The 12,268-nt window shown below is 63.4% G+C and carries 11 protein-coding genes; 10 read left to right on the forward strand and 1 reads right to left on the reverse strand.

Annotated features, from left to right (window positions below; translation table 11 throughout):
• Positions 1–9: 9 nt before the first annotated feature.
• The 8 genes from BCM02_RS28070 (at position 10) to BCM02_RS28110 (ending at position 10,051) form a co-directional block, all read left to right on the forward strand.
• Entirely contained in the window at positions 10–2,226 is a 2,217-nt protein-coding gene (locus BCM02_RS28070; RefSeq protein ID WP_148932454.1) for a hypothetical protein, read from the forward strand.
• Complete coding sequence (locus BCM02_RS28075; RefSeq protein WP_148932455.1) at positions 2,223–3,395, forward strand: carboxylate--amine ligase; 1,173 nt, start codon at positions 2,223–2,225, stop codon at positions 3,393–3,395. The genes BCM02_RS28070 and BCM02_RS28075 overlap by 4 nt, the downstream gene beginning before the upstream one ends.
• Before the next feature lie 170 nt (positions 3,396–3,565).
• Positions 3,566–4,438, forward strand: coding sequence for a DUF3473 domain-containing protein (locus tag BCM02_RS28080; RefSeq protein WP_148932456.1), 873 nt, complete (start codon positions 3,566–3,568; stop codon positions 4,436–4,438).
• Positions 4,435–5,964 carry a lipid II flippase MurJ gene (locus tag BCM02_RS28085; RefSeq protein WP_187434448.1) on the forward strand — a complete coding sequence of 510 codons (1,530 nt, stop codon included), beginning with the start codon at positions 4,435–4,437 and terminating at the stop codon, positions 5,962–5,964. Before BCM02_RS28080 ends, BCM02_RS28085 begins: the two co-directional genes overlap by 4 nt.
• Before the next feature lie 15 nt (positions 5,965–5,979).
• Positions 5,980–6,723: a glycosyltransferase family 2 protein gene (locus BCM02_RS28090; protein WP_148932458.1), complete on the forward strand. Its 744-nt coding sequence runs from the start codon at positions 5,980–5,982 to the stop codon at positions 6,721–6,723.
• Positions 6,716–7,120: a DUF2304 domain-containing protein gene (locus BCM02_RS28095; RefSeq protein WP_148932459.1), complete on the forward strand. Its 405-nt coding sequence runs from the start codon at positions 6,716–6,718 to the stop codon at positions 7,118–7,120. Before BCM02_RS28090 ends, BCM02_RS28095 begins: the two co-directional genes overlap by 8 nt.
• 129 nt (positions 7,121–7,249) lie before the next feature.
• Positions 7,250–9,106: an HD-GYP domain-containing protein gene (locus BCM02_RS28105; protein WP_148932461.1), complete on the forward strand. Its 1,857-nt coding sequence runs from the start codon at positions 7,250–7,252 to the stop codon at positions 9,104–9,106.
• Positions 9,107–9,112: 6 nt separating this feature from the next.
• On the forward strand, positions 9,113–10,051 hold the full coding sequence (locus tag BCM02_RS28110; RefSeq protein WP_148932462.1) for an NAD-dependent epimerase/dehydratase family protein: 939 nt from the start codon (positions 9,113–9,115) through the stop codon (positions 10,049–10,051).
• Between the two features lie 92 nt (positions 10,052–10,143).
• On the opposite strand, the gene BCM02_RS28115 is transcribed toward BCM02_RS28110, so the two are convergent.
• Positions 10,144–10,815 carry an endo alpha-1,4 polygalactosaminidase gene (locus BCM02_RS28115; RefSeq protein ID WP_187434449.1) on the reverse strand — a complete coding sequence of 224 codons (672 nt, stop codon included), beginning with the start codon at positions 10,813–10,815 and terminating at the stop codon, positions 10,144–10,146.
• A gap of 284 nt (positions 10,816–11,099) precedes the next feature.
• Here BCM02_RS28115 and BCM02_RS28120 point away from each other — a divergent pair, with 284 nt between their 5' ends.
• Positions 11,100–11,714 carry a prepilin-type N-terminal cleavage/methylation domain-containing protein gene (locus BCM02_RS28120; RefSeq protein ID WP_148932464.1) on the forward strand — a complete coding sequence of 205 codons (615 nt, stop codon included), beginning with the start codon at positions 11,100–11,102 and terminating at the stop codon, positions 11,712–11,714.
• Positions 11,698–12,255 (forward strand): prepilin-type N-terminal cleavage/methylation domain-containing protein, encoded by a 558-nt coding sequence (locus tag BCM02_RS28125; protein ID WP_148932465.1) that lies wholly within the window; start codon positions 11,698–11,700, stop codon positions 12,253–12,255. The genes BCM02_RS28120 and BCM02_RS28125 overlap by 17 nt, the downstream gene beginning before the upstream one ends.
• Positions 12,256–12,268: the final 13 nt, after the last annotated feature.

The following is a 12,268-nucleotide window of genomic DNA, read 5'->3' on the forward strand; positions in this document are numbered from 1 at the left end:
AGGAGGGCGGTGCGTCTGGATTACTCGTCGTTTGGCAGCCAATTATACGCGATAACGCACTACGCGTTCGCCTGCGCGGTGCTGTTCCTGCTGTGGCCGCGGTTGTTCCTGAGAGCGGAGCCGGGCGACCGTCTGGCCGGCGTCTATGCGCTGTTCATGAAAGCGGCCTGCGTCTATATCGTCATGGTCTATGCGCTGGTCGCGCTCAAGTTATACGAGTTCATGGCGGTCGCGGCGGTGCTCGTCATGCTGAGCGCGCGGCGGCTGTGGCAGCGCGGGGGCAAGCAGGCGAGAGCGGACTTGGCGCAGCGGCTGCGTCTTCGCTTCTACGCGCTGTTCGACGGCGGGCTGCGGCTGGGGCGGCCTTGGCGGTGGAGACATCGGCCGGGCACGAACGGGCTTCGAGCGGACAACCGGGGAGAGGCACCGGCGGCCGTCGGGGCGAAACCGGGTTCGGAAGGACTTCGCGAGTCTGCGTCGGACATCCGCGTTGGCGAGAGCCGGGACGCGGATGTTCAAACCGCTTTCCGCTTGATCCGGCCTGCAATGAAGGGGGCTGTTCGGGATCGCGATACCGATGCAATCCCCTCTAGCGCCGGGCAATCGGCCAACGGGCGGAGGAGCGCATACTGGCGCAGGGGCCTGCGCGACTGGCTCCCGAGCGCGCTGCTGCTCGCCGTTCTCGCGGCGGGCGCTTATATCCGTTTCTACGACGCGGTAACCTATGCCGCCCCCGCGCTCTCGGACGGCGCGGTGACGTTGGCCTGGATGAAGTACATTAACGCCCGGGTGCTGTTCCACGACGGCCTGTATCCCCAGGGCTTTCACATTACGCTGTCGCTGCTGAGCAAGTTCGCCGCGATCGATCCGCTCTACGTATTGAAATACACCGGTCCGCTGTGCGGCGTGCTGACGGCGGCCGGGTTCTACTTCGTCCTGTCGCGTCTGACGGGCAGCGCGTTCGCCGGCATCGCCGGGGCGGCGGTCTGTAGCTTCGGCGGCCCGTTCCTATTCGGGGGCGACTGGGAACGGCAAGCGGCGACCAACTCGCAGGAGTTTGCCTTCGTGTTTGTTTTCCCGTCGCTGTACTTTCTGCTGCGCTACTTGAAGACCGGCGCGCGGCCGGCCCTGCGGACCGCCCTTGCGGGACTGGCCGCGGCCGGGTTCGCGCATACGCTGGCGTTCGCGTACGCGGGCATGGGCGTGGGCGTCTGCCTGATCGCGGCCATGCTCATGAAGGAGACCCGCCGATGGCGGACAATAGCCATCGCGGCTCTTGCGGCAGCCGCTACCGCCGTCGCCACGTATGCCCCGATCCAGATCGGGCTCTGGCTGGGCGTTCCGATGAATACCAGCGCGGCCGAATTTCTGACGAGCACGACGGTCGCCGCCATTCCGGCGCTGACGGGAGCGGACAAGCTGGGCTTGGCCGCGCTCGCCATCATGGCGGGCTCTCTGCTCATCGGCTGGAGGCGCCGAGAGCGCAGGTTGGCGGAATGGTTCGCGCTTGGGATCGGGACCGCTTCATTCCTGCTCTATTACATCGCGCCTTATTTGACGGGGAGCGTCGTGCTGGCGTCCCGCACGCAGGCGTTATGGGCGCTCGGCATCTGCTTCTCGGCCGGGTTCGCCTGGTGGTCGGCGTGGCGGACGCTCGGCGCGTGGCGTCTCCGTCCTGCGGCGGAGGCTGCGGCCGCTGCCGTCTGTCTGCTCGTCGTCGCGGGTACCCTTCGGCTCGGTCCGATCGTCACGTACAAGATGGACTGGGAAAGCATGTTCCGCCAATATTTGCGCATCGCGGGCGAGGAGCCGCTTCATACGTGGACGATGTTCTCGCAGGAGGAAGGCTATTCGCTCGCGTACGGCATCGGGTGGCATCAATACGTGCGGACGCTGGTGGACGAATACGACCCGGCCTTGCCGCCGCTTACTCGTTACGGGCAGAACGTCCCCGACCCCAATCTGACCTCTACCGTCTTCATCGTGGAGGAGAAGCAGGTGTTTCGCGTGCCGGACAATTTGATCATCTATGCGAAGCTGGCTGAGGAACGCTATGCCAAGCACGAAGAGGAGCAGCGGCTGCTGGCGGACTGGCTGCGCGTCTATTCGGCCCATCATGGGGCGCCCGCGGTCTTCTACGAGGATGCGTTCATCCGAATCCGGTATATCGAGCGGCCGGAGGCGAAAGATAAGAACTACCGGCGACTCTGGGGGAGCGCTTCATGAACGCGCCCGTGCTCGTCACCGACGCGCTGCTGCGCAAGTCGCTGGCCGCCGTGCGATCGCTCGGGGCCAAGGGCATTCCCGTCTACGCCGCGGATTCGACGCGCTTCACGCCGACCGGGTTCTCCAAGCATTGCGCCGGCCGTCTGCTCAGCCCGCACCCGTCGGAACAGCCGGAAGACTATGCGGCATGGCTGGTGGAGACGGCGGCACGGATGCCCGGTCTCGTGCTGCTGCCGATGGACGAAGCGACGGTCGGGATCACGATCGCCGAGCGGGAGCGTCTGGCAGCCCTATCCGCCCGCTTCCTTCAGCCGGACGCGGAGCCGTTCCGCCGCGCGGCGGACAAATACGAGACCGTCCGGGCGGCGCGCGAGCTCGGCATGGAGACGCCGTTTACTTGGATGCCGCAAGACGAGAAGGAACTGGCCGCCATCGCGGCGAGCGAAGCTTTCCCGCTGGTCATCAAGCCCCGGCATTCCTCCGGATCGCGAGGTATTCGCTTCGTTCATAATGCGGAGGCGCTTGGCACAGCTTATAGAGAAGCGGCGGCCGGCGGCCCGCCGCCGATGATCCAGCAATACATACCGCCCGGCGAGCGGCTGGACGCGGCGATTCTAGTGGATGCGCAAGGACGCCTCGCCGCCTCGTTCGTCCAGCGGGAGGTGCGCCATTATCCGGCGGACATCGGGCCGAGCACGGTGCAGGAGAGCATCGCCATGCCCGAGCTCGCCGAGCAGGCGGCCGCGCTCCTGGCCAAGCTCGGCTGGCGCGGCATCGCCGAGGCCGAATGGATGCGCGACCCGCGCGACGGGCGGCTGAAGCTGATGGAGATCAATCCGCGCTATTGGAACTCGCTGCATCTGGCGATACAGTCCGGGGTCGATTTTCCGTATTTGCATTATCGGCTCTCGCTCGGCGAACGGGTCGAACCGGTTACGTCCTACCGAATCGGGCAAGTAACGCGCAATTTGCTGCCGGGAGATCTGCTGCGGGCGATCTCGACGGGGGCTTGGCGAGGTCTTGATCCGCCGCTGCTCGGCAAAGGGGGCCGGCCGGTCGAGGACGATATGCTGTCCTGGCGCGATCCGATGGCGGCCGCGGGGTTCGGCCTCGCCTGCGCGAGATATGCGCTCGACGCCGGGATGTGGCGGAAAATGTTCAAGCGATAGCATATGGGCTGACGCCGGGTAAAGCCGCGACTCCCGGCGCTCGGGGGAATAGCCGTGTCCGTTATCAGGTAAGCAGACTTAGGAACAAGGCTCGCGAAAGCTCGGCGATACGAAGCGAAGACACGCAGAAGAAGACGCGGCGTGATGAGAGACGACGGGAGGGAGCACGCATGCTGAACGCGTTGACCGTGGACGTGGAGGATTACTACATGACGAACGGGCTCGACATTCCGTCTTCCGAGTGGCACCGCTACGAGGACCGCGTCGCGCAGAGTACCGCCGACGTGCTGGAGCTGTTCGCGCGGCACGGCGCGCGCGGCACGTTCTTCATCCTCGGCTGCGTGGCGCAGCGGCATCCCTCCTTGGTGGAGGATATCGCGCGGGGCGGTCACGAAATCGCTTCGCACGGCGGCTGGCATCGTCTCGTCACGTCGCAGACGCTGGAGGAATTCCGGGCGGACGTCCGCTTCTCCAAGGAGGTGCTCGAGGGCATTACCGGACGCAAAGTGGAGCTATACCGGGCACCGTCGTGGTCCATCTCGCCGGAGCGGTACGAAGCGCTGCATATTCTCGCGGAGGAGGGGTTCCGCTGCGATTCCAGCCTGCAGCCGTTCCGCACGCCGCTGTCCGGCGTCGCCGGCGCGCCGCGCGCCCCGTTCCGGCCGCTCGTGAACGGGAGGCTGACGGGACTGACCGAGTTCCCGCCGTCGGTCGCGGAGGTGAACGGCGTCGCCGTTCCGTTCTCGGGCGGGTTCTATCTGCGGGCTCTCCCGTACGGATTCGTGAAATGGGCGCTGAAACGGGTCAATCGCTCGCGCCCCGGCATGATCTATTCGCATCCGTGGGAGTTCGATCTCGGGCAGCCGCGTCTTCCCGCTCCGCCGCATATCCGGCTCGTGCAATATTACGGGCTGGCCGCGATGAGGCCGAAGTTGACGCGGCTGCTGCAAGATTTCGAATTCGCGCCGCTCGGCGAGCTTATCCGGGAACGGACGTATCCGATTCACGAGCTGGTTACGCCGGCGGCCGGGGCGGCGACGTGAACGGGGCGGGAGCGGGCGGTCGTCTTCGCTGGCGAGTGCCTGCCGGCGCCTTCCTGATAGGCGGCGTCACCTTGGTGAACCTGGCCGGCGCGGGTCTGGCGTTCGCCAAGGACCTGGCGTTCGCCGCTTACTTCGGGACCACGAGGGCGGCCGATCTGGTGAACACCGCCTATCTGCTGCCGGAGACGATCGGCTACAACCTGATCGCCGCCGTCGTATCGGTCGCCGCCGTTCCGGCGCTATCCCGGCTGTGGGCGCAGGGTCGTTACCCCGAGTTCGCCAAGGCGGCAAGACGACTGACGGTTCAAACGTCAGCCGCGCTTGCGGCGGTCGCGCTCGCGCTGTGGGCGGGGGGCGAAGCGGTGTTCCGCCTGTTGGGGCATGGCGCGGGCAACGGTTCGGATTATCCCGCTTGGGCGGTGCTCTACCGGTTGATGCTCGCGGCGCTGCCCGTCTTTCCGATCTTCGCGGCGTACGCCGCCGCGCTTGCGGCCGCGGGCTCCTTCTTCGCCGCCGCGGCCGCTCCGCTGCTGCTGAACGCGACGATGCTCGCGGCCGTCATCGGATGCGCGCTGCTCCAGGTCGACCGCACGTTCGGGGCGATCGTTTACGCGGGGGCGATCTTGGCGGGGGTCGTCGGGATGGCGGGTTTGCTGCGACTTCGGTATGCTCGGTTGATGCTTAACGCGGCCCAAATCCGACCTGACCGGCCGTCGAGAGGAAGCATAAGCGCGGGTCTAGCGACACAGCCGCCCGGCCGCGAAAGTGCCCGCGCCGACCGGCCCCGCCCGCCGATCGAGGCTTCGGCCAGCGCGTCCGCGCCATTGCCCGAGCAGGTATGGGCCCCTCCCGCGATGATCCGATCGGAAGGATTGCGAGCCGTCTACGCCGGCATGGCGCCGTTGCTTGCGCTCACGCTGTGCATGCAGGCAAGTTATGCGTTCGAGCGCGCCGTCGCCGCTAACCTTGCGCCGGGGACGGTGACGGCGGTCGGCTATGCGTACCGCGTCGCCCAATTCCCGAATTGGGTGTTCGTCGCCGCGGTGACGGCGGTGCTGCTGCCTTCGCTGTCGCGCAAGGCGGATGGCGCCGGTCTTCGCGGACAAGCCGGCGAGGTGGCCCGCATGGAAGCGCTGCGCGCCGCCCGAGGAACGCTCGCCTTGCTGCTGCCGGCCGCCGCGCTGCTGTTCGCGCTTCGCGGCTTCGCGGTCGAGCTGCTCTTCGGGCGAGGCGCGTTCGGAGCGGACTCCGTCCGCATGACCTCCGATCTGCTCGCGGGGTATTCGCTCAGCGTCGTCGGACAAGCGGTCTCGGCGATCGGGCTGCGTTACTTTCTTGCGATCGGCCGGCTTCGGGGATGCGCGGCGATCTACGCGGTTTCCACGGCTTTTACGATGGCGTTCGATCTGCTTCTCGTCCCGCGTTACGGCGCTCCGGCGCTTGGCTACGGGGCTTGCGCGGGGTGGACGCTCAATGCGCTGCTGATTGGCTGGCTGCTTATGCGAAAGTCGAGGCCATACGCTTGAAGGAGGTGCCGGAACATGGACAACCGTTTTCTCATCGTCATCCCCGCCTTCAACGAGGAAGATAATATCGGGACGGTTCTCGAAGGGCTGCTCGCCGCGAAGCTCCCGATCGATATTCTGGTCGTCAACGACGGCTCTCGCGATCGGACGGAGGAACGGGCCAGACGGTACGGGGAGGTGGTTGTCCTGTCCCATCCGTGCAATCTCGGCTACGGCGCCGCGCTGCAGACCGGGTACAAATACGCGGTGAAGACCGGCTATCCGTACATTATCCAGTTCGACTCCGACGGACAGCACAGTCCGCAGGACTTGCCGGCCATTATGGCGGAGCTTGCGCGGGGCGGCACGGATATCGTCATGGGCTCCCGCTTCGTCTCCAAGGACGGCGCGTTCGAGACGGGGATGATCAAAGGGGCGGGCATTCGCTTCTTCCGCATGCTCATTCGGCGGCTGACCGGCAAGCGCATCTCGGATCCGACCTCGGGGCTGCGGGGCGTATCCAGCCGGGTGTTCAGCTATTATTCCGTCCGCGACCGGTTCCCGGCCGACTTTCCGGACGCGGATATTCTCATCCAGCAAATCCTGATGAAGTTCAGCATCAAAGAGGTGCCGGCCCGGATGAAGCAGCGGGAAGCTGGCGTGTCGATGCACGCGGGGTTCAAGCCGGCCATCTACATGTGCCAAATTCTGCTGAGCATCCTGGTCGTGCTGATCCGACACAAAATGACTCGCGAGGAGGTGGCCTACGCCAATGGCTGATGTGCTGCGATGGTTCGTCCTCTTATGCGGGCTATCGTTCTCCGGCATCATTATCCGGCTGCTGCTGCGGCACAAGATCAGCGCGCGCAATTCGGTCGTCTGGCTGCTGAGCGCCGCGATCATTTTAGGCTTATCGGCTTATCCGAGCTGGTTCAATCATCTGGCCTGGATGCTCGGCATCAACTATCCGCCGACGCTGCTGTTCTTGCTGTCCACCTTGGTGCTGCTCGTCATGGTGCTGCATCTCTCGATCCAGCTGTCGATCATGAACGAGAAAATCCGGCAGATGGCGCAGCATATCGCGATTAGCGATTTGGAGCAGCAGGAGCTGGCGCATGCCGACAAACAGGCTCCTCTTCCGCGCGAGCTGCCGGCGCAGCGGGAGTGGCTGCAGTAGGAGCGCAAGGCGCATATCTATGGACTGATCCAATGAAATCATCAGAGTTCTGCGCGTTATGCAAGCGGCGTACGGACGCTGAGGGCGCTATTTTGGCGTTGGGACGGACGGGGAAGGAGGGCGCGCCTTTTGGAACAATCGGAACAAGCATGGTACTCCGCATCGATCATAGGGTGGATTTTGCTCGGAGCGGCTCTGCTTCTGCTGATCTGGCTCGCCTTCGTCAATCATCGCCAGCGTCTTCGGCTGGCGCGTTCCGCCCATCTCGAGCTGCTGGTCAAACGCATTCAGCCCGAAGCGGGATTGGACAACAACCTGAGCCTCTTCCTGGAAGCGATCAGCCAGATGGTCGAAGCGGACAGCTACACCTTCTACATTCGGGAGGGCGCGGGAAGCGAGACGTTTGTGCTGAGAGCCGTTCGCTACCGTCGGGAAGGACCGGGGGAGATCGGTCCATCGTATAGCGGGCTTGCGCCTTACGAGAAGAAGGAGCGGTACCATCCTCCCTTGACGATCGCGGCGGACGCGGCTTCGCGGACGGCCGGGCTCGTGAGCGAAGGCGCGGTGCCCCTCTACAACATGCCGGTCGGCGCGGTGGGACTGGTGCGGATCGGGCCGGTGCGTTCGATCTCCCGCCGCCAGTCGTTCCTGCTCGGCGCCGTCGGCGCGGACCTGCCGCAACTGCTGGACGTGCTGGCCGAGTCCGACCGGATGGACCGCAAGGCGTCCATCGTCGAGACGTCGCGCGCCGCGCTCGAGGCGATCAGCACGATGGCGATGGACCCCGAAGCCGTCGTGCGCAAGGCGCTCGGGATGTCCGCGAGCGCGCTCGGCCTGACGGGCGGTTGTCTGCTTGTAACGGAGGCGGGCAATGCCTCGATCCCGATGTTCTTCGGCTGGTCGGATACCGTCAAGCACCGTCTCTCCGAAGCTGCCGCCATGTCGCTGCTCATTCAATTGATCGAACCGCATGAGCTTGTCCTATGGGGCAAAGATGACGTCGAGTTCGATCAGGCGTTATCGCTCCTTGGCGGCATAAGCGAAGGCTACCTGCTTGCCGGACGGCTGCCGCTGCCGGGCAAGCGGGCGTATTTCATCGGCGGGCTGCACCGTCATGCGATGAGCGAACATTCAGAGGCTCAGCTGCGCACGACGTTCGCGACGATGACGCGCCAGCTCGTGCAGCTGCTCGCCATTCAAGAGCGGATGAAGCCGTTCGCGCATACGTACGCCGAGTTTCTCAAACTGCTCGCCGGCACGATCGACGATTTGAACCCGTTCACCGTCGGGTACTCCGAGCTGATGAGCCGGTATTCGATCGTCATCGCCAAGCGGCTGGGCTTGTCCGACGATCACGTGCGCGACATCGGCACCGCGGCTTATTTAAGCAACATCGGCGTGCTCGGCTTATCGGAGGAGCTGTATCTCAAGGAAGGCCGCTACACCGAGCTGGAGTTCGAGACGATGAAGCTGCATTCGGAGGTTGGCGCGGTCATCGCCGAAATGACGCTCGGCAGCAAGCGAGTCGCGGACATGATCCGCTATCATCACGAGCGCATCGACGGGCATGGGTATCCGGCCGGGCTGCGGGGCGACGGGATTCCGGTCGGTTCGCGCATTTTGTTCGTCGTGCAGACGTTCCTGGCGAAGATTAACGGGCGGAAGTACCGGGAGCCGATGCCGTTCCGGGAAGCGATCCGCTCGCTCGAGACGCTCGCCGGTTCGCAGCTGGACGCCGGCATCGTGCAGACGTTCGTCGGCTGGTTCGAGGAGAAGCGCGGCGGTCCGCAGCTGGGCGGTCGCGCGCTCGGCGCGTGCTGGGACATGCTGTGCTCGCCTTCCGACGTATGCCGGCAGTGCCCGGCTTATCAGCGGGACGACAAGGATTGCTTCGTCATCGCGCGAGAGGAAGACGTAAACTGCAAATCGCACGGCAAGATATGCGAGACGTGTTTTGTATATACGGAGACCGAGACAAGGAGATGAGGCAGCATGAGTAACGTCATCGTAACCGGAGGGGCGGGCTTCATTGGCTCGCATCTCGTGGACCGGTTGATCGCGGAGGGGCATCGCGTACTCGTCGTCGACAACCTGAGCACGGGCGATCGCCGCAATGTTCACCCGGAGGCGGAAGTGGTCGAGCTGGATTTGCTGCATCCTAATTTAACGGACGTCTGCCGCAGCTTCCGCCCGGAGGTGGTGTTCCACGAAGCTGCGTCCGTATCCGTCGCCCAGTCGATGCAGCGGCCGGACAAGGATGCGGCCAACAACGTGACGGGGACCATCTACGTCCTCGAGGCCTGTAAAGCCAGCGGCGCGCGCAAGCTCGTCTACGCGTCTTCCGCGGCCGTGTACGGCAATCCGGTCAGCGCGCTCGTGAGCGAACGTCATCCGATTCGGCCGCAGTCGTATTACGGCATCTCGAAATACGCGCCGGAGCAGTACATCCGCGTGGCGGCGGAGACCAGCGGCATGGACTACACCATCCTTCGGTACAGCAACGTGTACGGCTCGCGCCAAGGCACCCGGGGCGAGGGCGGCGTGGTGTCGATATTCGCCTCGCGTCTGCGGAAGGGCGAACCGTGCGTCATCTTCGGCGACGGCCAGCAGACGCGCGACTTCGTCTACGTGAAGGACGTGGTCGCGGCCAACATCGCCGCGTTGACCCAAGGCGGCGGACGGACGATCAACGTGAGCTCGTGCATCCCGACCAGCGTCAATCAGCTGCTGCGCACGATGTGCGGCTTGCTCGACAAACCGTTCGCGCCGAAATACATGTCGGGCCGGCCGGGGGATATCCGCGATAGCCTGCTGGACAACGGTCTGGCGACGACCGCGCTGGACTGGCGTCCGTCTTATTCGCTGCGGGAGGGACTGGCGGAGATGCTGGAGGAGGAGCGTGCGAGAGATGGCGTCACGGCGGATCGGTAGCATAGGAAAGACCACGCGTCCGGCCTTGGACGGTCGTGGTCTTGTTTGCGTGCGGACGCATCCGCGGCACCGGACGCGCTTCAGGCGGCGCCCTATACGCCGTACATGTCAGACATGCTTACCCAGTGCACGAATCCATGCGCGCGCGCCGTCTCTCCGTGGATCGGCGACGGGTCGGTCGAGGACGCCAGCAGGCCGAGCCCGCCTTTACGCAGCCGGCGAAGCAGCTCCGTGCGCTGGCGAACCCATTCGCCGCCGGCCTCATGGCCGTTCCATCCCTCCCACAGCATGCCGCTCAGCAGCGGCGCGCAAGCCTCCAGCTGGGCGAAACCGCGATTCTGTAGCCAGCGCAGCTTCGGATTGCGGCGCGCCGCCTCCTCCAGCCACGTCTTATACGCCTCGCCCATCGCCGGCCGCTGCGCCTCCGGTACGTATTCCTCGATGTCCCCGACCGTATCCAGCATAATCCCGTCCAGCGGCACGCGTGCCGCCAATTCGCCGATCTCCGCCAGCAGCAGCTCGCGATAGGCGGCTGACCGCAGGTCCATCAGCTCTGCGTCCCACTGCTCGAAGCGTACGGGTTGCCCGCGCACGAGCAGTCGCATGTCGTCGTTTACCGCCGCCCACCGCGTCTCGTTCCACTTCGGCGTCTCCATCACCGACAAGTAGCCGTACACGGCCGTTCCCGCTTCGCGGAGCGCCTTTATATCCTCGGCTTGCCACTGCCTCGGTTCGATAACCGCAAGGTCCGTCTGGGCCAGCATCCTCTTCATTTCGGGTGTCGAAATACCGTAATAAATAGAGAAGGAATGAACTGGGCCGAGGCGGGATGGTTTGGCGAGTAGGTTGAATAGGCGCATGAAGATCTTCCTTTTCTCTGATCGCGATTGCAAGTATGCCTGAAGTTTATGTTGCTATTCTCTATCTTATACGGTGGATATTACCTTATCGCGGGACTTTAGAACTAAGAGGTTTTTTGACCGTATTTGTCGAATTTATTTAGATTGCCTTAACGGCAACGGTGTTGTTCGAGTTGGAAAGGTGGTTCATGATGAAACTGCTGCAGCTGCTGCGGAAACGGACGGTAGACGCCCGCGGCGAGGATGGTTTTACATTAGTCGAGATACTAGCCAGCTTGGTTGTCTTGTCCATTGCCGGGCTTGCGATGACGGCATATTTTATGAACGCCATGTCTTACGCGAAGGGGAACCAAAACAAGACGGTCATGGTGAATCTGGCGCGCAATACGCTCTTTTATATGCAGAAGGAATCGAATTTCGGCGCTATTCAGTCATACTTCAAAGCCAATCAGGGATCGTTGCCGGAAGGGGTCGAGCGGGAGACGATCGATTCGGACGGTTGCCCGGCCACGAGCGCGACGTGCGCAGACTATCAGGGCCTTGTGAGCGATCCGACAACGCTCAAGACCGTACTGAATCCGGTCATCAATGACGTCGCTTATCGGGTCGATATTTCGTATCAAGCGGACCTGTACGGGCGAATCGGAACCGAATCCGCGACGTTGAACGGCGCGGATTCGATCAAAGGGTATCTGCTTCCGATCAAAGTCGTCGTCTCGGAAATCGCGGAGGACGGCGAGGACTTGAACAGCCGGGAGTGGACCGAAGTGGAGGGTTACATCACGAATGAAACAATCCGTTAAAACTTGGCTTAGACGCCGTGCCGGGGACGAACAAGGCGTCACGTTGATCGAGCTGATCGCGTCGCTGTCGTTGGTCTCGGTCGTGCTGGGCGTCGTTTATTCATCAATCACCTTTGGTATGAGCACGTATAACAAAGTCCGGATCGAGAACTCGCTTCGCGATGAAGGCGATCTGATCATGTCGTCGATTATTACAAAGCTGTACACGTATGGACCGGATGAAATTACGCAGGATGCGAGTGACACGAACAGAAGGCGAATTACGCTGGAACCGCCTATTACGGGCAGCGGCGATCAGGGCGTCGAGACGATCGAGATACGCCCGCGCGAAGAGGGCCAACCGCAATCGGTCCTATATATTGCCGGCGTCGATATATCCACGGTGTCGGATATCATGGCGGATCAATCTTCGATTCGGTTGGTATGCCGCGAGAATCAGAACATGTGCAGCAGCGGGCTGATCGAGATTCAATTGAGACTGGAGCAAACGTATGGAGATCGGTCGTATCATTTGGATCTGGAAAGTAAATTCGGCTTCTAAGGGAGGGGAGCAG

Origin of the sequence: Paenibacillus methanolicus (genome assembly GCF_008124765.1) — a bacterium.
Taxonomy (GTDB): Bacteria; Bacillota; Bacilli; order Paenibacillales; family Paenibacillaceae; genus Paenibacillus_Z; species Paenibacillus_Z methanolicus.

What these genes read in the sequence shown, in the direction of transcription:
- BCM02_RS28095 (WP_148932459.1), top strand. Translation starts at nt 6,716, where the DNA reads ATGGCTGATGTGCTGCGATGGTTCGTCCTCTTATGCGGGCTATCGTTC.
- BCM02_RS28090 (WP_148932458.1), top strand. Translation starts at nt 5,980, where the DNA reads ATGGACAACCGTTTTCTCATCGTCATCCCCGCCTTCAACGAGGAAGAT.
- BCM02_RS28125 (WP_148932465.1), top strand. Translation starts at nt 11,698, where the DNA reads ATGAAACAATCCGTTAAAACTTGGCTTAGACGCCGTGCCGGGGACGAA.
- BCM02_RS28110 (WP_148932462.1), top strand. Translation starts at nt 9,113, where the DNA reads ATGAGTAACGTCATCGTAACCGGAGGGGCGGGCTTCATTGGCTCGCAT.
- BCM02_RS28075 (WP_148932455.1), top strand. Translation starts at nt 2,223, where the DNA reads ATGAACGCGCCCGTGCTCGTCACCGACGCGCTGCTGCGCAAGTCGCTG.
- BCM02_RS28120 (WP_148932464.1), top strand. Translation starts at nt 11,100, where the DNA reads ATGATGAAACTGCTGCAGCTGCTGCGGAAACGGACGGTAGACGCCCGC.
- BCM02_RS28115 (WP_187434449.1), bottom strand. Translation starts at nt 10,815, where the DNA reads ATGCTGGCCCAGACGGACCTTGCGGTTATCGAACCGAGGCAGTGGCAA.
- BCM02_RS28080 (WP_148932456.1), top strand. Translation starts at nt 3,566, where the DNA reads ATGCTGAACGCGTTGACCGTGGACGTGGAGGATTACTACATGACGAAC.